The following is a 24,677-nucleotide window of genomic DNA, read 5'->3' as shown; positions in this document are numbered from 1 at the left end:
GTCATTGTCCTCCGCAGTTCCGATACGAGTTCTCGACATCGAAGCGCTTGAAGGCGGCGGGCGTGTCCGACACCGGCTCCTCGGCATAGGACGCAACCGGGTTCGAGGTTGCCGAGGCTATCTCAGAAGAGGATTGCCTCACGGCGCCGACGTCCTCCCACTGCCACATGGAGCGGTTCAGCTGCCGGCGGGAATAGCCGTCACATTTGGGAAGCGGGTGGGAGATCGAAGTGCAGCCGCCGAGGCAACCGGAAATGAAAAGCAATAAAGTGATGCGCATCATGTGGGCTAACCTATGAACTTTCTCTGGTGAAGCGGCCGCTATTCGACCTCTCCGGGCCTTAACCGGCGCCCCATGGACCGGGCTCCTCGACCAACCATGCGGACGGTGTGGGAAGCGGCCCAGGCGAGTGTGCTTTCGTGCGCGTCGCGAGCGGCGCCATATCCGTAGGTCAGCGATGCTCCGCCTGCCGCGAGCGCCGAGGCGATACCGGGCAGTTGATAGAAGACGTAAAGGGCGGCAAGGCAGATGGCGCAGAGCGCAATCGGACGCATCAGGACATCGCTATAGCCTTCAATGGCCGTAAATGTCGTGTCGATGCATGTAATCAGCAGCGAGCCTATGGCGACGACCAGAACCTGCAGAATGACGAAGTTCGCGAGCTGGCCGATCCAGGATTCGGTAAAGCGCCGGGTCGATTGGAACATCGCGAGTGCCACGAAGATCGGGCCGATCGCGAGCACGATGGCAAGCGCCAAACGGGCGTATAGTGAGACGATATAACCGATCGCCGCGACGATGAAGCTTGCGCCGATCACCATCATGCCGCCGATACCGGTGACGATGTCGACCGGCCAGGACGCACGGGACCAGATTTCGATGGCGCACGTCTGGCCCTTGTCGAGCAGACTGTCGAAGGTGGAAGCGCTTGGCGCCGTGCCTGAGTTCAGCGCCTGCGAGATTTCCCTCGGCAGTGTCTCAAAGAATATATCGGTGACATAGGTCTGGTAGTCGCTGGCATTGCGCACCAGCATGACGATGATCGCAAGCTTGATCGCTCGAAACGCGAATTCGAGAATAGGCTCCTGAACCGAGCCGCGAAGAACGAGGTAGCCGTAGAGCACGACGTAGAGCGTCAGCGCTGCCGTCAGCGGTCCACTGATCCAGTTGGCGATGTTGGAGGTGCCGGAGGAAAGGAAATTCTCCAGCGGCGTTTTGAACTGCCCGTCGACGAAGCTGAAAACCTGATACATGCGTCAGCCTCCTAACGGCTTGCGCATGCGCTCGAGCCGCAGCTTGCCGTCGGCCGCTTCGGCGTTGCGGCAGTTGGGCGTATCGCGAAGCTCGCCCGGATTGCTGCGGCATTCGCCGATGATCCTGGCAAGCAAGGCCTCGTCACCCGCCAGCTCGTCGACCGTGTAGGGTTTCTCCATCTGTCCGGAGCAGGCCGATAGCGCTAACACCATCGTGGCGAAGAAGGCTCGGTTCATTTGAGCGCCGCCCCCATGGCGTCCATGCGCTTGCGCCAATCCTCGGCTGCGCGCTGTCCACCGACTTGGACCTGCGCCTGCTGCACCATCTGCAGGCCCTGCATGCGAAGAACGTCAGTTTGCAGGAAGGCGGTCTCAGCCTGGAGACGCGCCTGCAGGTCGGCAATGTCCTTGGCGTCGGCCGCGCTCGAAATCTGCCGGCGCAGCTGATCGATGCCGTCGATGCGTTTGGTGGCGGCATCATAGATCTGCTGACCGAGGCTCATCTGTCCTGCATTCTGGTTCTGGATGCGCGAAAGCTCCTGCGCGTAGAAATCGTCCGCATCCGTGCGGTAGGTGGAATTGTCCTGCAGGAACTTCGAGGCGGAGGTGGCGAAGACGCCGGTACCCGATCCCTTGAAGAGACTCTCGATCGCACTGAAATCGGCCGGCAGGGCCTTGCGGATCGACGGATCGTTCAGCAGGTTTGCGACGTCCGCCATGTTGGTGATCTTGTTCAGCGATCCGTAAAGCTGCTGCGCCTGCTGAAGCTGCTGATTAAGCGTATCGAGCTGAGACTTCAGCTGCGTGATGCTCTCGATCTGCTTGGCAATCGCTGTCTCATCGACGACTGGGATTCCTTGTGCCCGTGCCAGCTCAGACGACAGGAGCAGAGCGATCACCGCTAAACTGCTCCGCGTTCGGTTTGCCCGCATCAACCTGCGCTCCTTCTTCGCTGAAATACGGAAAGCCAATCCTCGGGCCGGTCGCCAACCTCCGACCGAATGGCGTCGGCGAGCTCAACATTCGCGGTGCGGCCGGACAGGACGGCGAGCTCCTCGTCGAAGCCGTTGAGGTTCAATTCCGCAACAACGCTGTTATGGCCCTGCTTGATGATGAAACGTCGGCTCTCGATCGGGAGCTCGCGTGAAATGAGCTCGAATTCGCGCTCCGTCAGCTTGAAACCTTCGACATAGTCGGCACGGTCGCCCCGCGGGTTCGGCAGGAAAATCTGCGTCGGGCACTGCTCGATGATCGTGTGCGCGATCGGCGAGACGATGGCGTCGCGCGGGCTCTGTGTGGCAAACAGCATCAGCCCGTTCTGTTTGCGGATCGTCTTGAGCTTGTTTTGGGCGAGGTCGCGGAAGCCTTCGTCCTGCAGGGCTTTCCAGAATTCGTCGATGACAATGATGATGCGGCGCCCGTCGATCAATTGCTCGATACGATAGAAGAGATAGCCCATCAACGGCGTGCGGATCTCCCCATTGTCGAGGAAATCGCTCATGTCGTAGCCGATGATTTTCGCGCCGATCCCGATATCATCGGCTTCATTGTCGAAGACCCCGCCAAGCGGGCCTCCTCTTTCCCAGCGCCGCAATCTGGCGGCGATACCTTCAGGATCGGTGTTGTTGAGAAAGGTACGCAGCGCTCCGATCGAACGGTGCTCGACAGGCAGGTCCGCCAGGGCATCGACGGCCGAAGCGATGTCGTGCAGCTCCGTGACCGTCAGCTCCCGCGTTGCAGATCCGACGAGCTTTCCGATCCAACGGGTGAGAAAGACCTTGTTTTCAGGAGTGAGCTCGAGCGCCTTCAGTGGCGCACAGCCAGTGGCAACACCATTGCTGAGCGGCAGGTAAGTGCCGCCCGCGGCGCGGACGAACAGGTCGGCGCCGCGATCCTTGTCGAAGAACACCATGTGCGGATCGTGCTTCTCGAGCTGCGAGAGCATGAAGTTCAAGAACACCGTCTTGCCTGAACCGGAGGGGCCGCACACGAACGTGTTGCCGAGGTCGCCATGGTGGAAATTGAAATAGAACGGCGAGCCTGACGCCGCCTTGAGCATGGCAACCGCCGGCCCCCACTCATTGCCGTCTTTCTGGCCGGTCGGATAGGAGTGATAGGGCGACAAGGCGGCAAAGTTCCGCGATGTGATGGCGCCCGACCGGGCGCGATAGCGCAGATTGCCGGGCAGTTGCGCCCACCAGGCCGCTTCCAGTCCGAGATCCTCGCGGGCGACGACGGCACCGCCACTGGTCAGATATGCGCGTGCCTTCGCGAGATTGTCGGTCAGCTCGTTGACGGACGGAGCGAAGACGGAAAGCGAGAGATGATGCTCGCCGAGGACGAAGCGGTTCGACTCCAGATCGTCCATCGCTTCGCTGAGTTCTTCGATCTGCGAAGCCGCCTTGTCACCGGCGCTGACCATCTGGTTCTGCTTGCGGCCCATGATGACGCGGGCATCGGCCTTGGAGGTGAATGCGAAGGACTGGGTCAAGATGAGCTCGAACGGCGCGGTCAGGATACCATCGAGCATGCCGGAGCGTGTCGTCGCCGGATATTCCTTGAAGCCGAACATGCCAGCGTAGCGGCTTTCGGCCTCATGACGGATTTCCACCGTCTCGCGACCAAAGATCACGCGATCCGAATAGATCGCCGAGGAAATCCTGCCATCCGTCAACGGGACCGGCTCGCGCCGCCCGCCAACGATCTGATGGAGTACCTCGTTCGGCTCCGAAAAAATGATACCATCCTGCTCGTAGAGGGACAGAACGCGCGGTTCGAAGCGCTTCAGGCCGGCGGTCAAATCTATGACCTTGTCGCGCAAGTGCTTCAGCGCGGCCTCATTGACCTCCGTGCCAGACCGGCGAGCTTTTCGCAGCCGATTGAGAAGATTCGCTGCCTTGTCCACGGGATCGCGACCAGGATGCCAGACCAATGTCACGTAGAGATCGTTGCGGAACAGTTCCTCCCGCACCATACGCTCGCGATACCTTGCATTCAGGCGATCCGAGAAGGGATTGGCAAATTGGCCTTCCGGATAAGCGTTGTCGCGGCGACGGATGACGTGCGTGAACAGCGCGAGCCGCTCGTCGGCGATGTTTCGATAGAGCGTGTTCAGACTGCGGTGCAGGCCATTGAGGTCGAGGACATCAGCGGTCTCGAAGGAAACTCCCTCGATAGCGAGGGTCGCCATGATCGCCCTTGAGTCGAGAGCGATGATGGTATCGTCTACGTGGCGAACATAGGGAATAAATGTCTCCGGTCCCAGTTCGCGAGACCGAAGCGTCGCAACACTAGGCAAGGCTGAGATCCCTTTCGTCGTAACGTCTCACCAGTTTCAGGGGCGAGAGAGACGCGCCGCCCCAGTAAGCGGCATTTCGCGAACGCCCGCGGGTCTCCAGCCACGCCATCAGGATCCGGAACATGTTGTGGTCGTGCTTGACCAGCGCCCGGAATACGAAATGGATGACGAGGCCGACCAGCGCGTAGGCTATCGAACCTGCGGCGATATAGAGGATGGTGGTCAGCATGATGTTCATGCCCATCGCCTCCATCGTCACCCCGGCGACCATGGCCGGGCGGGTACAGGCGAGAAAGAGCGTATCTTCTTCAATACCGCCGGGGCTTGCCATGAAGATCAACCTCCGACGATGGTATTGACCAGTTCGGTAGCGCCGAAAATTCCGCCGATGCCGATAATCCAGAAGCCGGCACGGCGCAGGTCCATGTATCCGAACATCCAGGCGATGCAGATGATGATCACCGCAATCACTGCCAAAAGGCGGGCGATGTTGCCCGTCAGCATATCGACGATGTTCTGCAGGACGGTTTCGATTCCGGCGGCCTGGGCGAAAGCCGGTTCAACCAGGCAGGCGACGATCGCGACCGCCATGAGAGTGGACGCTGCAAGCGGGCGAAGGCTGGCCTTGGAGATCATTCATTAGGCTCCGATCGATCATTCTGAAAAACGAGAACCGAGGATCGCCGCTCCGAGCTGAAAACATCCCAGGACGGTTCGGCGGTTCGGGAGAATTGACTAGGAAATACGCGCGCCGCTTGGTCTTGCCGCTGCGCGTCATCGTTCGTTTGATCGTGCGATCCCGCAATAGTGAGCGAGCCAAGCTCCGCCAACAGGCGTTTTGTTTCCCGGCGCACTTGCTCCTCATATTTGAGCATGGAGCCGACGGAAGGGTCGTTGCGACCGTAATAGGAGCGAAGCATCACTTTCTCGGCCTGGACGGCGCCCGCGCCTTCGCGCGAGGCGAGGCGGTAATAACCGTCGAGAAGGGTCCCGGTTGCCTGGAGGTTCAGGCAAGGATCGAAGGCGTCGGAGACGGACAGCTTCAGCTTCCGAAGCTCCTCGACGCCGAGGCCGCCGAGACCGATGCGGATATCCTGACGGTCAGAAATCAGAGATGTGGCGACTTCGATGGCCTCCACCTTTGAAGCTGGCTGCGCGCGAAGGGGCGGTCCATTGCTGATGCGGATCGCAAACGGCTGAAAGCGACTCTCAAGGCTGACGACGCCGGCAAGCATTTCTACTTGCACCATCGGTGCGCAGCTTTGCGCAAGTTCGACGAACGCGACGGCCATCACTCAGTACCAGACTCTGTGCGTGCCGGAGCCGTCGATGGTGACGTCGACATAGTGCGGTTGCGATCGCATGTTCGGGCGGGCTGTCGGATAGCCCATGCACTGGAGGCGACCACCTATTCGCTGCCAACGAGCAGACAGTACAGAGCCGGAATTGCTGTTGTCATTGTTTCGGCCATACGAGCAGAGTGTCCTGCTCACCCGCTCCAGAGAGATCGACGCGCAGGTCGCTTCCTGTCCATGGGAACCGTAGTCCCCTATCAAGCTATACCCCGCTTCGCAGTAGTAGGGTTCATAGCCCGGCCGCGAGCTGCGAAAACCGACGCCACTGCAGGTCGGGAACGAATGCCCCTTTGCCAGCTCACGCCAAAGTTTCTGAATTGGAGGCCGGCACTCAGCATATTCGGTTGGCCCGCCTGGATTGGAAAGGCACAGGATAACCTGGCACCCCCAGTCGTCGGCCCGCGCTTTACTGCCGGAAATGAGATAGACTGATAATGTGCAGCAGATGCCAAGCAGTGAATTAAACAGAAGGCTTTTCATGGACAGGACCCTCCGAAACGGCAAAATGTTGCTATTGCAGACAGGGGCATGGGCCCCGAATGTACATCCTCATACTGATTTATATAACACAGTTAAATGACATGACAAGAGCGCTAAAGACGCACTGGCAAAATCTCGCTTTCTCGGGTCTCGTTCTCCAGGAAATCCTTGATCACCCGCTCAACGACGAAACGCCCCAGGCAAGGTTGAAAGAGATCGGCATGATGACGGTCCTTTATACGATGAGTCAGACCCACCAGGCGTTAACTCTCACCAACATAATGGAAATCACCAAACTGACGCGGGGCGGCGTGAAGGAGTCAGTCGACCTTCTCGTAAAGCGGGGAATGCTGAAGGAGACAATGGTCAAGAACTCCATGGGCCGGGGAATCGCACGGCAGTTCGAGATTTCGAAGGAACTCCTGGACAGGTTGAGAGCTTTTGAAAGCGAATGAGGAATAGGTTTAAGGTGACGAATTTAAGGTAGTAAAATCGACAATAGGTCATAGGCGGTATTGCGACACTCGCACGCACGCAAATCGGCACCTCGCATGGCAGGCATGATGGACGCGCCTACCCGCCCTCCGATAGCTCTGTGCTTGCCGCACTCCGTCTTATGCACCTCATTTCATGAAAGTCTTCGATGACGCATCGGGTGACCAGCTCGAAATTTTCCCTCGCGCCGCCGCGGGGACGAAATTGTCGCATGCCTGACATGCACTTAATGGTAGTTTCATCGTGGATGAGCAAGGCGGAGAGATTGAACATGCGGATAGTAGGGCGACACTGCATTGCAGTCCTGCTTTTCCTGGATTTTGCCGGGCACGCAAGCGCTTGGTGGGACATGGGTCACATGGAAATTGCCGCCAAGGCCGGCAATGACGAGAAAGTGCTTGTCCCCGGCGAGGCGGAGCCGATCGCGCTTCACCTTTTCTGGGACCGGTTACCGGGAGCGGCCGGAACGCCGGCGGATGCGATTGCTGCCGCCAAGGTCTTTCCTGAAACCCATCGGGCTGCCGCAAGTGTCGACGATCCGGCTTTGTGGCTGATCGAGAGCTTCACGATTGCACAGAACGACGTCTATCGACCCGCCATTTTGGATGGCGAGGGACCGTTCGCATTGGATCAGGCTTATGTCGACCATGCCGAGCAAGTCGCCAACAGACGCGTTGCACTGGCGAGCACGCGACTGGCGGCCCTGCTCAGTGAGACAATGAAATAAGCCTGATGGCCTTTGGATTTCGCCCACGCGGCGGGCAAAATTTAGGGAGAGACATTTAGCCGCCTAATAGGAATTCTATTTTTGCGAGCCTGCAACTTTCGTTTGATTGTGACAGGTTTTTCAGCAACTCAGTGGATTGAATTGAGGTTCTTACGCATATGACCTCCCGCCTAGAGAGCGCGTTTTCGGAGCGATCATGCCAACAGTTTTGGATTTTCTAGACGATCCGTACCGGGTCGAAACCGAAGCCTTTGTGCAATGGCGGGACGGCAATCGCATGGTTCTCGATCGCACCGTGTTTTATCCCGGCGTGGGAATCTCGCCTTCCGACAGCGGCGAGATCATTCTCGAAGACGGACGCCGCGTTGGTGTCAGCAGGAGTGAATGGGACAAAACAAAGCCTGACGTACTACAGCACCTGTGCGGGCAGGTGCCGGACGACCTGTTGCCGGGCGAGAAGGTTATCGCGAGGATCGAGTGGCCGCCGCGATATGCGGCAATGCGCACCCACACCGCGCTCCATCTCGTTTCCATTGCGTTTCCCTACCCGGTGATCCATGGAGCCGTCCATCCCGGCTGGGGCAGCGTCACATTTGAGGTCGACAATACGGGAATCCAGCCCGATGAACTCGAGAAACTCGTACAGGAACTCGTCGATCAGGATCTGCCCGTCGAAGCCGTCTGGGTGCTCCCGCCGATGCGAGACCGAAGAATCAATCTCCGTTCGTTCATCTGGCCGGCATCAAATGGACAGCTGCGCGCCATGAAAATCGACGATATCGACCTGCAGCCCTGCGATGGTTTGCATGTGCGAAAGACCGCGGAGGTTGGGCGGGTGCGGGTTACCGGCCTGTCGCGTTTACCGGGACGAATGTATCGCTGCGACGTCCGCCTTCCCAACGGAGATGAACGTCAAGGCGGGGAACAATCGACCTGATCGCACCACGCTGCTTCTTGTGAAGGCTCGACCTTCGTTGGAGGAGATTCTACCAGTGCTCGCTGACATTCATCGCGCGCAGATTTCCTTGCGCCACCAGATGGTGAAGAAGGTCGATCTTGCGCTTGTACTGCCGCTCGAGATTGGCAACGGCTCCAGGAGCGTCCCACCGCTCCAGGCATTCGACGAATTCGCTCATTGCGGTTGCGATCTCTTCGAAATGGCCAGGCTGCTCGAGGTCCAGTTGCCTGATGAAAGTGGTACGGCCATTGAAGGCGTGGACCATCTGCAACGACAGTTGATTGCCCTTCATCGCTGCAACGCGCTCGAAAAGAGCCTCGATGAAATCGGCGTAGGGTCGAACATTGTGCGTGAGTTCCTGGCCAAGTGCCACAAGCGGCCCAGTTTTCGGCATCGTCAAGCCGGACTTCGAGAAGCTCTGCACGCTGGCTTCGATAGTATGCTTGAGCATCGCGAAGGCAACTTCGTAGTCTTCGGCTATTTCGGTCGCATTCAGCGGCTTCGAGAAATAGCCGCTTCCCGGCACTGCTTGAATGATTCTTTCTTCCGCCAGCATGATCAAAGCTTCGCGAACAGGCGTCTTGCTGACGTTGAGCCGACGCGCGAGCACTCCGATGTCGAGCCTGGTGCGCGGAGGAATTTTCTGAAAGACCAGGAGATGCTTGAGGCGGCCATAGGTCTGGGCTGTCTTGAACCGATCTGCCCAGGGCCGCTCATCCGCAGAATTCGTCTGATACTGAACGTCAAACATCGTACCCCCAAGGAGTCAAACTGCACTCGCATGCCCATGGCACACAACATTGCCTTCGCAGACAGCTTGCGCTGTGATATCCGATGTATTCCGAGTCCCTTAAAAGCGCCACCTAGAGACGTTGGCGCGAACATACTGCACGTTCAAGGCGCTGAGAAGTCACAATTCTGTTGCAATTGAGAAAAGTTTCGGCTCTGCGAGTAAGATCCAACAGTTAGCTCTCATTCGATGCCTCAGTCGAGGTGCTGCGCTGGAGGGCCTCGATTAGCAGCACGCGCCGTTCGAGCCATTGATCAAGGGCAGCCAGGACCCGGCTCTCTTCCTTCGAATTGAGGGCGCTAACCAGGTCGGCGATCCGGTCGACGGCCGGCCGCGCGGTTTCCGGCGATTTCAGCTCCCATTGGCGAAAGCCACGCGTGCGTACGTTGAACGCCCAGATCTCCCTGAGCATTTTAACATTTTGCGCCAATAGCGTGGTGCGGTCATGAAGGTGGTCTTCAAAGATCGTCACTTCGGTCGCCAGTGCGTCACCATGCGGCACGGGCGCTCCTGGTACCCTGCTTTGAAGGATCGCCGGCGGACGCAGATCCGAAAACGTAAAGGAAGACAGATCTTTCCGGACAGCGTGCTTCAGGATGGCGAAAGCGAAATTGAAGTCCTCGTTCAAAGCCCTCAAAGCTTCCAGCGAACGGCACTCTTTCGGCAGATCCATTCCAAAACCCCCAGTCGGAAAATTCGAACTGACGTGTCCCCTTCGATTCAGTCGAGATGTCCAGCGTCTTATGTCCCCCATCCTCGCGGGGTTTCAAGGACTATTCCTTTTTAGAATCCTTATAACCAGCAGACGCCACCGAAATGCAACACCGACGTAGCGCGCGCAAACACGCAGACCAGTCGCTTGTGTCCCTTCGTTAATTTTCCCATGCCCCGGCAGTGGTCACCCTGTGAACCGCAAGGCAGGTACCCTTAGTAAAAATAGGGGTCGCAATAAGATATATTTGCAATATACTCCTAATATATCTCGAAAATTCCTTGTTAATTCAGCAACATCATCAAATTTCATCCGCAAACTGTCGATTATATTAAGAATATATTCCCGAATCCTATTGTGTTTCTTAAGAAATACATCCAACCTGACTTTTGTGAAGGAGGCATGACAACGAGGAATGCGACGTTTCTTTCTTTCACCGAACTCAAGAACAAACAGTTTTTTCGCGCTTAGACTCAATCATTGGCCGGAGGTCTTGATGAACAAGCATGTCAACTTGAATTTGGAAGCTGGCGCCAGGACTGTTCGGCGGCCCGAGGCATCACTCGCACTCTTTGGCGGAGATCCCGTTGTCTCTCCGGGACGTGTAACGCCATGGCCGGCAGCAAAGAAAAAACATCTCAAGGCACTTGGCACGGTCGTGGAGAGTGGAAAATACCACCGCGTCAACCACCCGATTGTATCGGACCTTGAGCGGCGCCTTTCGGACTGGGCCGGGAACTGGTCAGTTCGTTCCGTGGGAAGCGGTACCGCAGCAATTCATGTGGAACTCGATTACTTCAAGGATCGAGGGACCCGCGTTGTCACTGCCGCGCTCAACTGGCCAGGGGCCGTCGGCCCAATTTCGATCAGTGGCCTCGAACCAGTATTCGTCGACGTCGATCTGCACCTGGGCGGCATTGATCAGGGTGCCGCGACCAGTCGCTTTGAGCCTGATGTCGCGGTCGTCCTCATCACGCATCTTTTCGGAAACAACATATTGACACCGAAACTGAGGGCCGCTGCCCGAACGAGGGGAGTGGTGATCATCGATGATGTGTGCCAGTCCATTGGTGCCATCAAGAAAATTGTCAATGGCGTCTATATCGACAGCGATGCCCTCGCGCTATCGGGAAACGGCGCAAAGCATCTTGGAGCGGGAGAGTTGGGATTTGTCGTCACGAATGACCCAAATCTCATCCAGCATGTTGATCATGTGTCCCTGACCAGTTCGTCCAGGAACGGGGCACGGATCTTTTCTCCAAACTCGCAGGGATACAATTACCGACCCAACGTATTCTCTGCCGCGATAGCCAGGTCTCGCATGAAGAGTCTCGATCAACAGCTCCAGAAGCGGAGAAGTAACGCGACGCTGCTCTGGCATATGATCAAGCATCTTCCGGGCGTGATGCCGCTTTTCGATCCGAATGATCACCATCAGTCGATGCTCAACTTTCCCTTGCGCATCGAATTGGAACGGCTCGGCTTTCCTCCCGGCCCGGCAGCGCGGGATTTTGTCGTGAAGTTGCTGCAGGCCGAGGGCGTACCGGTTTGGGTTTGGCTGACAAAGCCGGTCTTTGAGTATTTGCCGGGCATTCGCGAAAAATGGCGTGCGGCGGATTTCCCGAACACGATGAAGCTCCTGGATACGATGTTTTACGTCTCCGAGATCGCTCCGCCGAACGATGCGGAGGTGATGAAGCTCTATGCCGACGCCTTTCATAAGGTCTGGGACGTCCTGCCAAAACTGGTCACCAATATACCAGAAGTTGCAAGCGCCGCTTGAGCTTTTATTTGACGAGGATCGAAACATGCAATCAGCGATAAGGGGATTTACACCTTACGGCATTTCCGTTGTGGTGAAATTCGGTGGAAGCCTGATGCGCAACCTTGAAGCGTGTCGCGCGGCGTTGGCTGAACTGGAAGAGCTGGGGCGCAGCGGTCACCGCATCTTGATCGTCCCAGGAGGCGGCATACCGGACAAAGCGATCGAGGCGGTTGACGCGACACATCCGCTTGCCCCGTTCACAGCTCACCACGCATGTGCTCTTGCCCAGGATCAGACCGCCTACATGTTGTCTGACCCCGCCCTATCATCCAATCTTGTGGCGTGCTCGACATTGGGCGAATGCCGGCTCCGCCTGAGAGAAGGCAAGCTTCCGGTACTGCTGCCTTCAAAGATTCTGTTCGCCCTGGATCCGGTGGAGTGGAGCTGGGATATTACTTCGGATGCGATTGCTGCCTGGATCGCTTGGCTCACCGATACGCCGAAGCTCGCAATCTTGACGGATGTCGATGGCGTCTATCGCAACGCGGCGACAGATGATCCCACGGCTCTGATCACGGAAATACGCTCCGATGAATTGGCCCGCCTCGGTCACACCTCTATCGATGCCTGTGCCGCTCACTTCATGTCACAGCGAGGGATTTCTGGCGTGGTCCTCAACGGCACCCATCCCTATCGTCTGCGTGATTGGCTTGAGGAAAGACGTGTTACAGGCACGCGTATCACGTCCATACCTCACACGATTTCTCCGTTGCAGCAAATTGCATTGGGGGCCGCGTAGATGTCTTCATTGGGACTAACGGTTTACGGCCCCGAGGTCGCAAAATCCGGCCTGACCGCAGCACTTGACGATTTCATTCGCCGAAAGACAGGACTTGAAATCGCGGAACGGTTCTTTGCGGTTCATAGCCGCGCATCAATCGAAGCATTCTATACCCTGACCGGTTCCACCGGAGGAAGGCACTGGCCGCTCGTGCTGGACTTGTTCGACATGCGTCCTGTCTTTGCCACGCTTTGGACCGGCCCCAACGCTCTTGCGGTGCTCCAGAATGTGAAAGGCAAAACCCAACCTGCGCAGGCCGCGAATGGCAGCGTCCGCAGCTGCTTTTATTGCGATAACCCAGTTACCAATTTGCTGCATGTCAGCGACAGTGACAGTGTGATGGATGCCGAGTTGCAGATCCTTCGCAGTCAGTCGACCGGGACTGACGGAGCGGGCTGGCACGCATTGGATTCGGGTCGCGTATCGCATTCTTCGTTTCGCGTACTGCTTTCGATCCTTGATAGCTCCGGAGCGTGTGAAACTGGAGCTCGCGAAGGCAATGACAATGCGTTGAAGCATGCTCGAGCGGCTTTCGAGCAGGCTCAGGTCCTCGCCTCCAGGAAGGGAGTGCTGCCTATCGTGCAGGGCTATCTGGCTGGCGATCCTGATAGCCTTGGCAATCTCCTCAAGCACGCGGGTCGGGTTTCGGCCTGGGATCGCCTGATCCTCGAAGCAGGCTTGTTCGCGATGCCTGTTTGGGGTCCACTTATACGTCCGGTACCCGCGTTGCGATCCGGAGCAGGCTCATGATTTCGGGTCTCCTCCAGACTGCCTTGGCTGCGATAGCTCCCAATCGCTCTGAAGAAAGCTGGATAGCCGGCAGCACCGTGATTGCTCATCTGATCGATCGAGCGCCGAACGACATAGACATCCACCACGTCAACCCGGGTGCGTTCGACCGAGCCATCGAAGACGACACCAGGGTGCTTGCGCGCAACGGGTTCATCGTAGGCGCTCGTGAGGAATCAAATTCGGAATTGGAGATAACCTTCACCGGTCGCGACGGGGCGATCGGGATAAATTGGGTCCTCGAGCCGCACCGGCCAGCGTCTCTTATCGCTGATCCCGTGATCGGCATGCGTGCCAGCCTGGCCGACGTCGTCGCGCGAAAGATCGAAATGTATAAGCAAGATCATCTTGCAAAACACAGAGGCGATTTGGTTGCGCTCCTGCGCCACCCAACTGCCATCGCCGCTGAACTTGATCCCGTCAGGCTCGAACAGGAGCTTACGGCGCTGGGTTTCGTGGCGGCCCCGCTTGTACAGGCCCGCCGATTTTCAGCGCAGGAACAAACATTGTTCAGCGTCCTCGCCAAAGAGCTCACCGGCTTTGATTCTCTCCCGGCAGAGGTCATTGAACGCAACCTGTCCGTCCTCGAATGTGAAAGAAGCAACGTCGGGGATATCAGCAACCTGCTTGATGCCTTTCGCCAACTGCGGGAGCAGGAGCAGGACACCAAACCGTTCCAGAGATGCCAAAAGCTCCTCCGGAACGAGCACCTATCACAGACGATCGCCCAGCTTATTTATCTCTTTTACCTTGGCGCCATACGCGTCGACGGAGGTTGGAAGCGGTGTGGATGGCAGCAACATACCGACGCCCTGGTATGGAAGGCGATTGGCGTTCACCCACCCATGACCCGCGGAGGCGGTGAATATGGCGATTGGGCCAAGCATCCAGACGCAATCGCTTTGGCCGCCTTGCCGGAAGGATCCCGCGAATGACTGACGGCGTCCACGATGTTGCGATCATCGGCTCGGGATTCGCTGGATCCCTCATCGCACACGCCCTGGCCGAAGAAGGACTGAATGTCGTGATCGTCGAGGCCGGCGGAGCATTTGAGGATGAACGGCATGTAAGGCAGACGCTGCGGGAAGCGTTCACCAGCTCCGACGAGGACGAACTTTTTGCACCGTATGCCGGGCTCGTTGCCCCGCAGCCGCGCGGGCATAAGGCTGCATACTACGTTCACAATAATGATCCGGAACCCAGCCAGTTTGGTGGCGAATTTCTCCGTCTTGTCGGTGGCAGCGGCCTCGCTTGGCTTGGGACAGCCTTGCGCATGTGCCCGAACGACTTCCGCATGCAATCAGCCTTTGGTCGCGGGGTTGACTGGCCGATTTCCTATCCTGATCTCGAGCCGTGGTATTGCAAGGCAGAGCAAGAGCTCGGTGTGGCGGGGGAACCCGATGCCGATACCAGCCTGGGATCCTATCGCAGCCAGCCATTCCCAATGCCTGCGATAGCCCAGAGCTATGCAGATCGCCAGGTCGCCGATCGGACAATGACGCTTTCCTTCGAGACAAGTCCGCTCCACGTCGTTGCCACCGCGCAGGCTCGCAATTCCATTGACGGCTATAACGGGCGACCGCTCTGCGAAGGATACGCATCATGTGTGCCACTTTGTCCAGTCGGTGCGAAATATGATCCCTTGATTCACTTGCGGCGGGCTCTTCTCTCAGGCGCCGAATTGTTGCCGGAAGCCATCGTCACCCAACTCGACATCTCGGACGAGGGACGCGTGACTTCTGCAGTGTTCAGAAGGGCCGATGGCTCAACCGGAACCGTATATGCTCGCACTTTCGTCCTTGCGGCAAATGGGATTGAGACACCCCGATTGCTGCTCTTGTCCAACCAGAAGCGCTCTGCCGGTCTGGCCAACGAAAGTGGACAGGTCGGGCGTAATCTCATGGATCATCCTGAAAAGCACTCCTGTGCCATCCTTCCGGATCCTATTTTTTCCTATCGGGGACCACAATCGACCTCGAGTATCGAGACACTGCGTGACGGTCCCTTTCGCAAGCACAGAGCTGCGTTTCGGACGGCACTTCGCAACGACGGTTGGCGTATCGCAAACGGCGCTCCATCCGGCCAATCAGGCAAAGCGTTACATGGCACGCTCATTGAGCTGGTGGAGCAGAGAGGACTTTTCGGAAGAGCGCTTAGATCCGCGCTGGAATATCTCGGGCCGCGCCAATTCGCGTTGCAGAGTGTCGTCGAGATGCTGCCGAATGCGGAAAACCGAGTGTCGCTGTCGCCGAGCCTCACCGATGAACTCGGCTCGCCGAGACCTGTCATCCGGTTCCGGATCGGCAGTTACGAACGTGACGGCATTGCCGCAGCGGCGCGGCTGCACGCCCGAATATTCGATGCTCTTGGCTGTCGATCTGGCGACATCTTTATCGATCTCCAAGAAAAAGCAACCGAACCGGACGCTGCCGGCAGCCATATCATGGGAACGACGATCATGGGAAAAGATCCGGCCACGTCGGTCGTCGATCCGAATTGCCGTACACACGACCACCACAACCTTTTCATCGTCGGGAGCTCTGTTTTCCCGACCGGAGCAGCTGCGAACCCGACGCTCACGATCAGTGCGCTGGCGCTGCGTGCGGCACAGTACATCAAGGGGACCATGCGAGATGCCTGATGTATCCGACCTTATGGCGCGAGGAACGCTGGCCGCGATAGGCACGCCGCGAACCCTTGAACACCGATCAGCACGTCGACACAACTGAGGTTTCATGATGGGAAGCGTACAGCCCAGGGAAGAAAAATTAGCCGCCGGACTGATCATAATGGTCATCGCCCAGATGTTCTTCACCGGCACGGACACGTCGGCCAAGTGGCTCTCTCTTGCGGGACTTCCAGCCCTCCAAATCGCCTTTGTCCGTTATTTCATCCATTTCCTGCTCGCGATCCTTGTTTATTTGCCAAGAGAGGGTTTGCCGGCACTCAAATCGAATAGTCCGTTAAAGCAGTTCTTGCGCTCGACATGCCTGCTCGGCGCGACAATCTTCAATTTTTTAGCGCTGAAATACCTTCCGATCAGCGTCACGACTACAATATCCTTTGCAGGCCCGATGCTGGTTACGCTGCTTGCCATCCCGCTGCTCGGCGAAAAGGTCGGCATTCACAGGTTCAGCGCCGTTTGCGTCGCCTTTGTCGGCGTCCTTGTCGTGGTTCAGCCGTGGGACGCCAGCTTTCATCCCGCGATGCTCTTGAGCCTCAGCGTCCTTTTGTGCGGTTCCATCTACTACATCGTGACGCGCATGCTGTCCGGTATCGATGGCAATGCCACGATGCAACTATGGTCAAGCGGTATGGGTACGGTTGCGCTTCTGCCGTTAGCGCTTTCTGAATGGACATGGCCGGTCAGCATCCATACCTGGGTCATACTCTGCTTCGTGGGCTTCTTCGGAGCGGCTGCTCACACGATTGTCGCGGCTGCTCACCGCCTTGCCGATGCATCGATCCTTGCTCCCATTGTCTATATTCAGGTCTTCTTCGCAACGGTTTCCGGCATCCTGGTCTTCGGCAGCTGGCCGACGATTTCCACGCTTGCGGGCGGGGCGATCATCATCGCTTCCGGTCTCTATATCTGGCAGCGAACAAGCGGCCGGAAACCGTCGGGTGCCCCGCTTGGCTCGATTTCGAACTACAGGCATTCGTCATGACCATCATCCGGCCGCTCGCTGTCGCGCGCCTCAAGACAGCATCCGCCCCCGTCGGAGCTTCAGTCTGCCGCGCGGACCCTCGTCCGCGCAGGTGCAACAGATTCATGAGCATATTCTGCTTCTATCCACGTCTGAGGAGATGAACGATGAAAGTCAGTGATTGCACGCTGCGCGACTATCTGGGGTCCGCATTGGTAAACGCATCGTCGCTGGATTGCCTGGCGATTGCCGGCATGCTCTCTGAACTGGATATCGATGAATTGGAAATCGGAGATCCTTTTTCGTATGAGCAGGACGTGGCTCTCTTGAAGAGCCTTCGTACGCATGTTCCGGTCGCAACCTTTTATGGGCCCAAGCAGGTATCGACTCTTCGAGCCGACCTGGAATGGGTCAAATCGCTTGGGGTCGACGGCATCGTGATCTCAATACCCGCCTCCGATCAGTTCGCCAAAATCAAACTTCCCGTCGTGGACTGGAGCTATCGATTTGAACTTGTCAGCAGAGCGCTGGAAATAAGTGATGAAATCGGACTCTACGCGGTAGCGACAGGAGAAGATTCTCCGTCGGCTGAGATCACATACCTGAAGGAGTATCTGAGCATCGTGCATTGCGCAGGCGCGCAGAAGTTCCGATATGCCGAGTCGATATCGAAGAGCCTGCCAGTCGACACATATCAACGCGTAAAGGAATTGCTCGAAGCCGTTCCTGATGCGCAGATCGAGATGCATTGCCACGACATGTTCGGTTTGGGACTGGCAAACGGTGTGGCTGGGGTTCAAGCCGGAGCCACCTGGATTTCCGGAACGTTCTTGGGAGCAGGTGAGCGTGGAGGTAACATCAATACGATCGACGCCTTGGCTGTTTCGAAATTTCTGTGTGGGCAGAGCCAGAGAAATCTGCAGAACATTGGGCATATTTCCAGAAAACTGGCCGATGCGCTGGGAATGAGCTTCCTCTCGTCACAGCGCGTTATCGGCGAGAAATGCTTCGCTTTCGAGCAGCCTAATCCACTTTTCAACCAGCAGGTCTATCTGCCGTTTGACCCAGGCGAGGTTGGACAGAGCGTATCGGTCGTGCTCACCGGCAAACATCCCATCGAAACGATCCAGTACGTCGCTGACAAAGCTGGCATATCTTGCGACAAGAACCGTCTTTCCGAGGCTGATGTTCGCATCAGACATTTGTTGATGACAAGCGGCACTACCATTGATCAGCAGACCGCAGCCATGATCATCAGACAGCTGTGAGAGCTGTGTCGCAGAAGCAAACCCAAGTTCTTTCGGTGAGGTCCCTGTTCCTGACAACAGCTGCCAAAACCGGAAAGATCGTTAGCCACGACTAACGGTGGCAAGATCCAGAAAGTGACCAAGCTCCCTGAGATCGAAGAAGAGGGCTTCTGGTTCATAGCCCTCCAATTCAGCACGCATCCGCGTCGATTGATGGCGCGCGCCGACAAAGGCACAGTAACGCATCTGTGCTCTGCGCGCTGCTTCGCAGCCTGCGACGCTGTCTTCAATGACGAGGCACTCATGTGGCTCAACGCCCATTGCCTCTGCGGCGAGCAGGAAAACGGCAGGATCAGGCTTGCGCAAGCCGACATCATCGGAGGAAAAGAAACGTGAACCAATAAGCCCGAACAGCCTGGTCGCCCGCATTCGCTGGATCAGGTCCGCACGCGAGGCGTTTGACGCTACGCAGAATGGAATGGGGAGCCATTTGAGGGTTTCCAGTGCTCCGTTCGTCGGTGCAAGTCCCGCTGAGACACCCGCGCGCCATTCCGCCCTGACCTCGTCCATAAAGCTCTCGTGCAGACGTACGCCGAGAAGTTGTTCAAGCAGCGGCTGATCCTTCTCCTTGGGGACCCCGGATAACGTTCTCGCGATTTCATCGGGCTCGAGATTCAGTCCCTGCGCGGCAAGCTTGTTCGATATGATTTCAGCAGCCATTGCCTCGGTTTCAGCCAACGTGCCGTCAAAGTCGAAGATGATGAGTTTAGGCCGAGCGACGGCGGCATACGACTGCAGATCGACGACTGTCATTTCGGATCACCAGGACGAACGAGGGGCTGCGTTTCTAGACCGTGGTGGCAATGGACGACCACGCTGGCATCTTCCAGGAAGACGACCTCATAAGACGGAGGAGCCGCCACAAGATCGGATCGACCCCGTTGGCCGAAGTCCAGGGCGATATGGTGAGCCGTACCGCGGCTGGCGGTGAACGGTATTCCCGCAAAGCTGCCGGCCGCGGTGAGATGTCGGTGGCCGAAGAGCATATGACGCACGGCTTTGTGTTTGCTGACAATGTCGAGGAAGCGCTCAGGTTCGATCATATCGTCCTCCGGCGCAAAAAAGGGCGCGTGCAAGTTGCTGGGCGTGTGATGCATGGCGAGCAGCACCGGTCGGTCGGCCGCATCTGCAAGCTGTGCATCGAGCCATTCGATCCGACCGCCATCCAGGCAGCCGCTGTCGCTCGTCTCGTCATTCGTGTCGAGCAACAAGATTCGCCATTGGTCAATATCGATCGCTGACTGCACGAAGCCCTCGCCGCCAAACACATCACGGAACGCGGCGCGTCGATCGTGGTTGCCAATGGTCAGGTGAACAGGCAAGCGGACATCTGCAAGGATATCCCGCAGCAGCCTGTAAGCTGCCGGATCGCCGGTGTCCGCCAGATCGCCAGTTATCACGATCGCCACGGCATCGGGATGCGCCCGGGAAATGTGGGCCAGGGTCTCGCGCAACCTTTGAGCCGGGTCCATCCCGTAAAGTGTGCGGCCGGGGGCAACGATATGAGGGTCTGTCAGGTGGATGATTTTCTGCATGATAGGAAGGTCGCTTTTTGGCCCGACCCATTTTTCAGGGTCGGGGAATGAAGGGATATGAGACTTCTAGTTAAGGCGCGCGTTCGTTGCCTTGACGAGCTCTTTCAGACCCTCCTCCGGCGTCGTGTTGCCACGCTGGACCTGATCGATGATCGCGCGTTGGGCGCGCCAAATTTCCTTGCTGTTTCCTCCCGCGTAGCTGTACCAGGGACGCGAATATTCGACCTGTTTGAACGCTGTCGCGTATGTGGGATTGGTTGCGTAGAAGTCGCGCAGGGTCACGCCGGCCTGCTTGTTGGTGGGCATGTAGCCCGTGGATTTCGCGACATAGGCCTGCGACTCAGGACTGGTAAGAAATTTGACGTATTTCCAAGCCGCTTGTTGATGCGCTGGATCCTGCGCGATAATGGCAACCGCGTTGCCACCCGTCGGAAGACCGCCACCTGACGTGCTGATCGGGAACGGCGCTGTTCGCATCGTGAAACGGTTTCCTACCGCCTCGGTAAAAGCGGCCACGCTCGAGGGCGACGAGATGAAGAAGCCGAGCTTGCCTGCAAAGAATTGCTGGCGGTACGGGTCGGCGGTGGTCGCGACATTCATCGACGTCTCTTTGGCGAGACGCTGCAGGAGTTTCAAAGCGTCGAGGCCGACTGCGTTGTCAAAACCAACGCCCGTCCCATCCGCGTTGACAATCTGTCCGCCAAGGCTCAGGACGGTGGCCTGCCAGTCCCAATCGGATTCGATGGAACCGGCCGAAAAGTCCATGCCGTTTATATCCTTACCCAAAGCATTGATATCCTGGGCAAGTTTGATGATGCCGCCCCAGTCCTTGGGAAAGGCCTCGGGATCGTGCCCCGCCTGCTTCACCAGGTCCGCGTTAAAATAAATGATCGGCGTGGAGGCATTGAACGGGATGGCATACTGGGTCCCGTTGACGTGCCCGAGGCTGAGGAGTGAAGCATCGTAGTTCGCCGAGACCCAGTCCGCGCCTTCCGCATTCATGAACGGCGTGAGAGCAACGGTCTGATTGCGCTTCGACAGCGTTTCGACCATCGGCTTCAACACGCTGTAGCCGGAGAAATATACGTCTGGCAAGTCACCCGTGATGGCGCCACGTGCGATGGCCAGGTTTGCCTCTTCGTAGTTCGGCGGCGACAGCCGAAACTTGATCTTTATCTCAGGGTTCGCCTGCATGAATGCCTGGGCGAGGGGCTCCTGAAAGCTTTTCAACTCTGGCCATGGATACATCACATCCAGCGTGATTTCCTCGGCGGCAGCCGGAAGGCTCGCTCCGATGGCGGCAAAACTCAGGGCAATTGCGGCGATTGTGGTTTTTGGGACATTGGACATTATCGGCATATCTCTATTTCTCCTTAAGCAAAATGTGAAAAATCTGGGCACCGATTGCCAATGGCGACGTGCGGGCCTGTTGCAGCGCTCCTATTTGACCCCTGACATCGCGATGCCCTGGACGAAACGGCGCTGGGCGGTGAGAAAGAAGATGACGAGCGGTAGCGTAACGATCGTTGCCGCAGCCATCAGCGGACCGATCCGGTCGCCGCTCTCATCACTGCGAAACATGACGACCCCGAGTGTCGGCGGCGCCAGTTCAGGTGAGGTCACCACAATGAGCGGCCAGTAGAGGTCGTTCCAGTGGTAGGACACCGAGAAAATCGCGAAGGCAGCGATGGCGGGCTTGCTTGCGGGCAGTATCAGCCTCCAAAGGATTGCCGCCTCGGAAAGGCCCTCGAGCCGAGCAGCTTCGATCACCTCGTTGGGATATTCCCGCAGGAACTGCGCGAGCATGAGAATGGCGAAGACTGAAACGAAGAACGGCACCATCAGCGCAAAATAGGAATTGAGGAGCTGCAACTCGGCAAGCCCGACGAAGAGCGGCAATGCGACTGCCTGAAAGGGAATGGCCAGGCAAAAGACGATTGTTGCCGTAAGCAATGTCTTGCCGCGGAAGGGCAGTTTGGCAATCGCATAGGCACAGGGAAGTGCCGTTGCGACTTGCAGAAACAATATGCCGGCACAAACGACGACACCGTTGGCCATAAAGCGCAGCAACGGCGTTTCCGACAGCGCTTGCGCGTAATTGTTGATCCCATCCCACTGTTGCGGCCAGAACATCGATGCCGTGTTGAATGCATCGCCCGAGGCGCGCAACGACGTAAGGAGCATCCAGAAAAATGGAAATGCGGAATAGATAATACCGATCCAGAGGAACACATGGGCAAAAAGAGCCGGTTTGGAGCTTGGGTGCTTCATGCTGCGCGCTCCTTTCTTGCGACAAGGAATTGGATGAGCGAGATGGTGCCAATCATCGCGACGAAGATCAGGGTAAGAGCGCTGCCGTAACCCACGCGGAAGTAGGAGAATGCCTCCAAATAGGTCTTGTAGAGGATTACATCCGATCGGCCCGCAGGGCCCCCCTCGGTCAGGACGACGACCAACTCAAAGACCTGAAAGGCGCGGACTGTGGTCAGCAGCACAGCGACCAGTGTTGTCGGCGCCAACTGAGGCCAGGTGATGCGACGGAATCTGTCCCAACCACGGTCGGCACCATCCAAAGCCGCCGCTTCATAGAGTTCTTTCGGGATCGTGGTCAGGCCCGCCAGAAAGATGGTGAAACAGAAAGACATGTGCTGCCACACCGCGATGAACGCCAGCGTCGCCAGGACAATGGCGGGGTCGGAGAAGAAATCGACCGAAGGCAGGCCAAGAGCTTGGAAAAGTGTTTTGACCGGTCCGATCCGCTCATGAAGGATGAAGCTCCAGACGAGCGACATCACAGCCATCGTGGCGGTAATGGGCAGAAAGAACAGAATTTCGTAGAACCTGCGTGTGCGGCTTCGGGCATTGACCAGGAGCGCAAAGAAAAGTCCCAGGACAACGGCTGCCGGCACCACCATGCCGGTGAACAGGAACGTGTTCCTTACGGCCTGGAGCGCTTCGGGATCCGTCAAAGCCTTCGCGAAGTTCCCAAGACCTATCCAGTCAAGGTGCAAGGCGCCAAGTTCGTAATCGGTGAAACTGAAGAGAACTACGGCTGCGAAAGGTGCAAGCGTCGTGAGCGTGATCAGGACTACCGCCGGACCAACGCACCAAAGTGCCATCGTCTCGGACCGGCGCCTGGCAGTCCAGGCTGCGTGCCGGAATGGTGCTGTCTGACTGACCGCGCTCATGAAACCACCGTCAGAGACGCTTTCTGATCCCTCTCCTCCCGATTCAGAATCGGCAAGGCTCCGCCATCGGCGCCAAAGACATGCAGACCATTACCGGCTGCTTCCAGCCAAAGCGCGCCGGTCAACGCACCTGCCTCGACCATTGCACGATGATCGGCAGCACGGGCCTGCGCCACGAGCGGCCGGCCGGTTCGTTTGGCCGAGCACCACAAGAGCACCTCCGGCCCCAACAACTCGACGCGGTCAAGTGTGACCGGAATGCTCAACTGTGCATGAGAAGACGGCGCCGGGCGCAAAGCGAGGGTCTCAGGCCGGATGGCCAAAGTGAGCCGGCTACCGTTTTGTGCGACGCGGAGCGCGACTTTGTCGGCCTCCTGTACAAGCAGGTTGCCCCTTGCCTCAGCAGAAAGGCAGTTGATGGCAGGTTGGCCGATAAAGGTCGCAACATCGAGATGCTTCGGCGACGTATAAAGCGTCTCCGGCGTGCCGTATTGCAGCACGCTGCCGTGCATCATCAGCGCGATCCGATCCGACATGGTCATCGCTTCTGTCTGATCATGTGTCACATACAGGATAGTTGCGTCCAGCCGCTTGTTGAGCGAGACCAGTTCGGCGCGCATCGCGACCCTGAGTTTTGCGTCAAGGTTCGACAATGGTTCATCCATCAGGAACAAGCCTGGCTTGCGTACCATAGCCCGCGCGAGCGCAACCCGTTGTCGCTGCCCGCCGGAGAGTTGCGCCGGGCGTCGATCGAGCAAATGATCAATCTCGACCAGGGCGGCCATTTCGCGGACTTTTGCGGCAATCTCCGCCATCTGCGTACGCCTCCCTGGCATGAAGCGACCGACGAGCGGAAGCCGCTGCGTCGTGCTGAGATGTCCCATCTCAAGCGGCAAGGAGATATTCTCCGCGACCGTCATGTGGGGATAAAGCGCATAATTCTGGAACACCATCGCAAGGTTGCGCGCCCGCGGAGCAAGATGGTCGACAACCTGCCCTCCAATCGAGACGGTGCCCTGATCCTGAGCTTCGAAACCCGCTATAATTCGCAAGAGCGTGGACTTTCCGCAGCCCGACGGTCCAAGGAGGGAGACGAAGGACCCGGCGCGTACATCAAGGGTAATTTCTCGAAGCACGTCGGTAGAACCGAATGCTTTGGTGACATCGTTAATGGCTAGTGTCGCGCCCATGGCTTTCTCGTCTCTCATCTATCGATGAGAGCGGGATAATGGAATTTAATTTCAGAAATGTGACATCTGGAAATTTATTCCATAAACGCGTATTCAAGTTGCTATTCTCTTTTGGGTTGTGTCGCTTCATTTGACCGAAGCCGATTTGAAGCAAATGAAGAACAACCTGAGCGATGCTCGCAATGAGGCGCGCACGGCAGCGCGTAAAAGTTTCTCAATGATGCCTGTTTCGGTTGGCAGCGCTCACGCCGCTTTGGGCTTCGTTAGCCTGCTATGGCCGGAAAAACGGCATGTGCGCAAAGAACAACCGTGCACAGATCGATTGGCGATCTGCCGCCGTGAACTT

27 protein-coding genes are annotated in these 24,677 nt (G+C 57.5%); 10 read left to right on the top strand and 17 right to left on the bottom strand.

Annotated features, from left to right (window positions below):
* Nucleotide 1: 1 nt before the first annotated feature.
* From AAE029_RS07310 to AAE029_RS07270, 9 genes are read right to left on the bottom strand one after another with little or no spacing between them, the layout of a single operon-like run.
* Nucleotides 2-283 carry a hypothetical protein gene (locus tag AAE029_RS07310; RefSeq protein WP_371072166.1) on the bottom strand — a complete coding sequence of 94 codons (282 nt, stop codon included), beginning with the start codon at nucleotides 281-283 and terminating at the stop codon, nucleotides 2-4.
* A gap of 38 nt (nucleotides 284-321) precedes the next feature.
* Nucleotides 322-1,254, bottom strand: a complete 933-nt coding sequence (locus AAE029_RS07305; RefSeq protein WP_371072165.1) for a type IV secretion system protein — start codon at nucleotides 1,252-1,254, stop codon at nucleotides 322-324.
* Nucleotides 1,255-1,257: 3 nt separating this feature from the next.
* Entirely contained in the window at nucleotides 1,258-1,491 is a 234-nt protein-coding gene (locus AAE029_RS07300) for an EexN family lipoprotein (protein WP_371072164.1), read from the bottom strand.
* Nucleotides 1,488-2,186, bottom strand: coding sequence for a P-type DNA transfer protein VirB5 (virB5, locus tag AAE029_RS07295; protein WP_371072163.1), 699 nt, complete (start codon nucleotides 2,184-2,186; stop codon nucleotides 1,488-1,490). Before virB5 ends, AAE029_RS07300 begins: the two co-directional genes overlap by 4 nt.
* On the bottom strand, nucleotides 2,186-4,552 hold the full coding sequence (locus tag AAE029_RS07290; RefSeq protein WP_371072162.1) for a VirB4 family type IV secretion/conjugal transfer ATPase: 2,367 nt from the start codon (nucleotides 4,550-4,552) through the stop codon (nucleotides 2,186-2,188). The genes virB5 and AAE029_RS07290 overlap by 1 nt, the downstream gene beginning before the upstream one ends.
* Nucleotides 4,545-4,883: a type IV secretion system protein VirB3 gene (locus AAE029_RS07285; RefSeq protein WP_371072161.1), complete on the bottom strand. Its 339-nt coding sequence runs from the start codon at nucleotides 4,881-4,883 to the stop codon at nucleotides 4,545-4,547. The genes AAE029_RS07290 and AAE029_RS07285 overlap by 8 nt, the downstream gene beginning before the upstream one ends.
* Nucleotides 4,884-4,888: 5 nt before the next feature.
* Nucleotides 4,889-5,188 (bottom strand): TrbC/VirB2 family protein, encoded by a 300-nt coding sequence (locus AAE029_RS07280; protein ID WP_371072160.1) that lies wholly within the window; start codon nucleotides 5,186-5,188, stop codon nucleotides 4,889-4,891.
* Complete coding sequence (locus AAE029_RS07275) at nucleotides 5,185-5,844, bottom strand: type IV secretion system protein VirB1 (protein WP_371072159.1); 660 nt, start codon at nucleotides 5,842-5,844, stop codon at nucleotides 5,185-5,187. Before AAE029_RS07275 ends, AAE029_RS07280 begins: the two co-directional genes overlap by 4 nt.
* A gap of 3 nt (nucleotides 5,845-5,847) precedes the next feature.
* On the bottom strand, nucleotides 5,848-6,387 hold the full coding sequence (locus AAE029_RS07270; RefSeq protein ID WP_371072158.1) for a hypothetical protein: 540 nt from the start codon (nucleotides 6,385-6,387) through the stop codon (nucleotides 5,848-5,850).
* A 101-nt stretch (nucleotides 6,388-6,488) separates the two neighbouring features.
* Here AAE029_RS07270 and AAE029_RS07265 point away from each other — a divergent pair, with 101 nt between their 5' ends.
* The 3 genes from AAE029_RS07265 to AAE029_RS07255 all read left to right on the top strand — a co-directional run bounded on the left by AAE029_RS07265 (nucleotide 6,489) and on the right by AAE029_RS07255 (nucleotide 8,546).
* A complete protein-coding gene (locus tag AAE029_RS07265; RefSeq protein ID WP_371072493.1) occupies nucleotides 6,489-6,842 on the top strand; it encodes a MarR family transcriptional regulator in 354 nt (117 codons plus the stop codon).
* 311 nt (nucleotides 6,843-7,153) lie between these two features.
* The gene (locus AAE029_RS07260) at nucleotides 7,154-7,609 is read left to right on the top strand and encodes a S1/P1 nuclease (protein ID WP_371072157.1); all 456 of its coding nucleotides are present in this window, start codon (nucleotides 7,154-7,156) and stop codon (nucleotides 7,607-7,609) included.
* A 196-nt stretch (nucleotides 7,610-7,805) separates the two neighbouring features.
* Nucleotides 7,806-8,546, top strand: coding sequence for a hypothetical protein (locus AAE029_RS07255; protein WP_371072156.1), 741 nt, complete (start codon nucleotides 7,806-7,808; stop codon nucleotides 8,544-8,546).
* A 49-nt stretch (nucleotides 8,547-8,595) separates the two neighbouring features.
* On the opposite strand, the gene AAE029_RS07250 is transcribed toward AAE029_RS07255, so the two are convergent.
* A complete protein-coding gene (locus AAE029_RS07250; protein ID WP_371072155.1) occupies nucleotides 8,596-9,318 on the bottom strand; it encodes a GntR family transcriptional regulator in 723 nt (240 codons plus the stop codon).
* A gap of 214 nt (nucleotides 9,319-9,532) precedes the next feature.
* Nucleotides 9,533-10,030: a hypothetical protein gene (locus AAE029_RS07245; RefSeq protein ID WP_371072154.1), complete on the bottom strand. Its 498-nt coding sequence runs from the start codon at nucleotides 10,028-10,030 to the stop codon at nucleotides 9,533-9,535.
* A 535-nt stretch (nucleotides 10,031-10,565) separates the two neighbouring features.
* Here AAE029_RS07245 and AAE029_RS07240 point away from each other — a divergent pair.
* From AAE029_RS07240 to AAE029_RS07210, 7 genes are all read left to right on the top strand, one after another.
* Nucleotides 10,566-11,852: a DegT/DnrJ/EryC1/StrS family aminotransferase gene (locus AAE029_RS07240; RefSeq protein WP_371072153.1), complete on the top strand. Its 1,287-nt coding sequence runs from the start codon at nucleotides 10,566-10,568 to the stop codon at nucleotides 11,850-11,852.
* Complete coding sequence (locus AAE029_RS07235; RefSeq protein ID WP_371072152.1) at nucleotides 11,836-12,633, top strand: aspartate kinase; 798 nt, start codon at nucleotides 11,836-11,838, stop codon at nucleotides 12,631-12,633. Before AAE029_RS07240 ends, AAE029_RS07235 begins: the two co-directional genes overlap by 17 nt.
* A complete protein-coding gene (locus tag AAE029_RS07230; protein WP_371072151.1) occupies nucleotides 12,634-13,425 on the top strand; it encodes a nucleoside-diphosphate kinase in 792 nt (263 codons plus the stop codon). It abuts the gene before it with no gap.
* Nucleotides 13,422-14,399 carry a hypothetical protein gene (locus tag AAE029_RS07225; protein WP_371072150.1) on the top strand — a complete coding sequence of 326 codons (978 nt, stop codon included), beginning with the start codon at nucleotides 13,422-13,424 and terminating at the stop codon, nucleotides 14,397-14,399. Before AAE029_RS07230 ends, AAE029_RS07225 begins: the two co-directional genes overlap by 4 nt.
* On the top strand, nucleotides 14,396-16,105 hold the full coding sequence (locus tag AAE029_RS07220; protein ID WP_371072149.1) for a GMC family oxidoreductase: 1,710 nt from the start codon (nucleotides 14,396-14,398) through the stop codon (nucleotides 16,103-16,105). The genes AAE029_RS07225 and AAE029_RS07220 overlap by 4 nt, the downstream gene beginning before the upstream one ends.
* 94 nt (nucleotides 16,106-16,199) lie before the next feature.
* Nucleotides 16,200-17,132, top strand: a complete 933-nt coding sequence (locus AAE029_RS07215) for a DMT family transporter (protein WP_371072148.1) — start codon at nucleotides 16,200-16,202, stop codon at nucleotides 17,130-17,132.
* A 146-nt stretch (nucleotides 17,133-17,278) separates the two neighbouring features.
* The gene (locus tag AAE029_RS07210) at nucleotides 17,279-18,379 is read left to right on the top strand and encodes a hypothetical protein (protein WP_371072147.1); all 1,101 of its coding nucleotides are present in this window, start codon (nucleotides 17,279-17,281) and stop codon (nucleotides 18,377-18,379) included.
* 81 nt (nucleotides 18,380-18,460) lie between these two features.
* On the opposite strand, the gene AAE029_RS07205 is transcribed toward AAE029_RS07210, so the two are convergent.
* The 6 genes from AAE029_RS07205 to AAE029_RS07180 all read right to left on the bottom strand — a co-directional run bounded on the left by AAE029_RS07205 (nucleotide 18,461) and on the right by AAE029_RS07180 (nucleotide 24,331).
* The gene (locus AAE029_RS07205; protein ID WP_371072146.1) at nucleotides 18,461-19,171 is read right to left on the bottom strand and encodes an HAD family hydrolase; all 711 of its coding nucleotides are present in this window, start codon (nucleotides 19,169-19,171) and stop codon (nucleotides 18,461-18,463) included.
* Nucleotides 19,168-19,953, bottom strand: a complete 786-nt coding sequence (locus tag AAE029_RS07200; protein WP_371072145.1) for a phosphodiesterase — start codon at nucleotides 19,951-19,953, stop codon at nucleotides 19,168-19,170. The genes AAE029_RS07205 and AAE029_RS07200 overlap by 4 nt, the downstream gene beginning before the upstream one ends.
* A 66-nt stretch (nucleotides 19,954-20,019) precedes the next feature.
* The gene (locus AAE029_RS07195) at nucleotides 20,020-21,312 is read right to left on the bottom strand and encodes an ABC transporter substrate-binding protein (protein WP_371072144.1); all 1,293 of its coding nucleotides are present in this window, start codon (nucleotides 21,310-21,312) and stop codon (nucleotides 20,020-20,022) included.
* An 81-nt stretch (nucleotides 21,313-21,393) separates the two neighbouring features.
* A complete protein-coding gene (locus AAE029_RS07190; protein WP_371072143.1) occupies nucleotides 21,394-22,224 on the bottom strand; it encodes a carbohydrate ABC transporter permease in 831 nt (276 codons plus the stop codon).
* On the bottom strand, nucleotides 22,221-23,141 hold the full coding sequence (locus AAE029_RS07185; protein ID WP_371072142.1) for a carbohydrate ABC transporter permease: 921 nt from the start codon (nucleotides 23,139-23,141) through the stop codon (nucleotides 22,221-22,223). Before AAE029_RS07185 ends, AAE029_RS07190 begins: the two co-directional genes overlap by 4 nt.
* Nucleotides 23,138-24,331 carry an ABC transporter ATP-binding protein gene (locus AAE029_RS07180; protein WP_371072141.1) on the bottom strand — a complete coding sequence of 398 codons (1,194 nt, stop codon included), beginning with the start codon at nucleotides 24,329-24,331 and terminating at the stop codon, nucleotides 23,138-23,140. Before AAE029_RS07180 ends, AAE029_RS07185 begins: the two co-directional genes overlap by 4 nt.
* Nucleotides 24,332-24,677: the final 346 nt, after the last annotated feature.

It is taken from the genome of Sinorhizobium sp. CB7, from assembly GCF_041357635.1.
Classification (GTDB): Bacteria; Pseudomonadota; Alphaproteobacteria; order Rhizobiales; family Rhizobiaceae; genus Rhizobium.
The sequence above is the reverse complement of the archived record's forward strand: the minus strand, read 5'-3'. Positions and strand labels throughout refer to the sequence as shown.

Coding starts and splice junctions, on each gene's coding strand:
- AAE029_RS07260 (WP_371072157.1), top strand. CDS start 7,154: ATGCGGATAGTAGGGCGACACTGCATTGCAGTCCTGCTTTTCCTGGAT.
- AAE029_RS07205 (WP_371072146.1), bottom strand. CDS start 19,171: ATGACAGTCGTCGATCTGCAGTCGTATGCCGCCGTCGCTCGGCCTAAA.
- AAE029_RS07285 (WP_371072161.1), bottom strand. CDS start 4,883: ATGGCAAGCCCCGGCGGTATTGAAGAAGATACGCTCTTTCTCGCCTGT.
- AAE029_RS07225 (WP_371072150.1), top strand. CDS start 13,422: ATGATTTCGGGTCTCCTCCAGACTGCCTTGGCTGCGATAGCTCCCAAT.
- AAE029_RS07240 (WP_371072153.1), top strand. CDS start 10,566: ATGAACAAGCATGTCAACTTGAATTTGGAAGCTGGCGCCAGGACTGTT.
- AAE029_RS07250 (WP_371072155.1), bottom strand. CDS start 9,318: ATGTTTGACGTTCAGTATCAGACGAATTCTGCGGATGAGCGGCCCTGG.
- AAE029_RS07245 (WP_371072154.1), bottom strand. CDS start 10,030: ATGGATCTGCCGAAAGAGTGCCGTTCGCTGGAAGCTTTGAGGGCTTTG.
- AAE029_RS07280 (WP_371072160.1), bottom strand. CDS start 5,188: ATGATCTCCAAGGCCAGCCTTCGCCCGCTTGCAGCGTCCACTCTCATG.
- virB5 (WP_371072163.1), bottom strand. CDS start 2,186: ATGCGGGCAAACCGAACGCGGAGCAGTTTAGCGGTGATCGCTCTGCTC.
- AAE029_RS07210 (WP_371072147.1), top strand. CDS start 17,279: ATGAAAGTCAGTGATTGCACGCTGCGCGACTATCTGGGGTCCGCATTG.
- AAE029_RS07215 (WP_371072148.1), top strand. CDS start 16,200: ATGATGGGAAGCGTACAGCCCAGGGAAGAAAAATTAGCCGCCGGACTG.
- AAE029_RS07200 (WP_371072145.1), bottom strand. CDS start 19,953: ATGCAGAAAATCATCCACCTGACAGACCCTCATATCGTTGCCCCCGGC.
- AAE029_RS07270 (WP_371072158.1), bottom strand. CDS start 6,387: ATGAAAAGCCTTCTGTTTAATTCACTGCTTGGCATCTGCTGCACATTA.
- AAE029_RS07305 (WP_371072165.1), bottom strand. CDS start 1,254: ATGTATCAGGTTTTCAGCTTCGTCGACGGGCAGTTCAAAACGCCGCTG.
- AAE029_RS07265 (WP_371072493.1), top strand. CDS start 6,489: ATGACAAGAGCGCTAAAGACGCACTGGCAAAATCTCGCTTTCTCGGGT.
- AAE029_RS07300 (WP_371072164.1), bottom strand. CDS start 1,491: ATGAACCGAGCCTTCTTCGCCACGATGGTGTTAGCGCTATCGGCCTGC.
- AAE029_RS07310 (WP_371072166.1), bottom strand. CDS start 283: ATGATGCGCATCACTTTATTGCTTTTCATTTCCGGTTGCCTCGGCGGC.
- AAE029_RS07255 (WP_371072156.1), top strand. CDS start 7,806: ATGCCAACAGTTTTGGATTTTCTAGACGATCCGTACCGGGTCGAAACC.
- AAE029_RS07275 (WP_371072159.1), bottom strand. CDS start 5,844: ATGGCCGTCGCGTTCGTCGAACTTGCGCAAAGCTGCGCACCGATGGTG.
- AAE029_RS07195 (WP_371072144.1), bottom strand. CDS start 21,312: ATGCCGATAATGTCCAATGTCCCAAAAACCACAATCGCCGCAATTGCC.
- AAE029_RS07190 (WP_371072143.1), bottom strand. CDS start 22,224: ATGAAGCACCCAAGCTCCAAACCGGCTCTTTTTGCCCATGTGTTCCTC.
- AAE029_RS07180 (WP_371072141.1), bottom strand. CDS start 24,331: ATGGGCGCGACACTAGCCATTAACGATGTCACCAAAGCATTCGGTTCT.
- AAE029_RS07220 (WP_371072149.1), top strand. CDS start 14,396: ATGACTGACGGCGTCCACGATGTTGCGATCATCGGCTCGGGATTCGCT.
- AAE029_RS07230 (WP_371072151.1), top strand. CDS start 12,634: ATGTCTTCATTGGGACTAACGGTTTACGGCCCCGAGGTCGCAAAATCC.
- AAE029_RS07185 (WP_371072142.1), bottom strand. CDS start 23,141: ATGAGCGCGGTCAGTCAGACAGCACCATTCCGGCACGCAGCCTGGACT.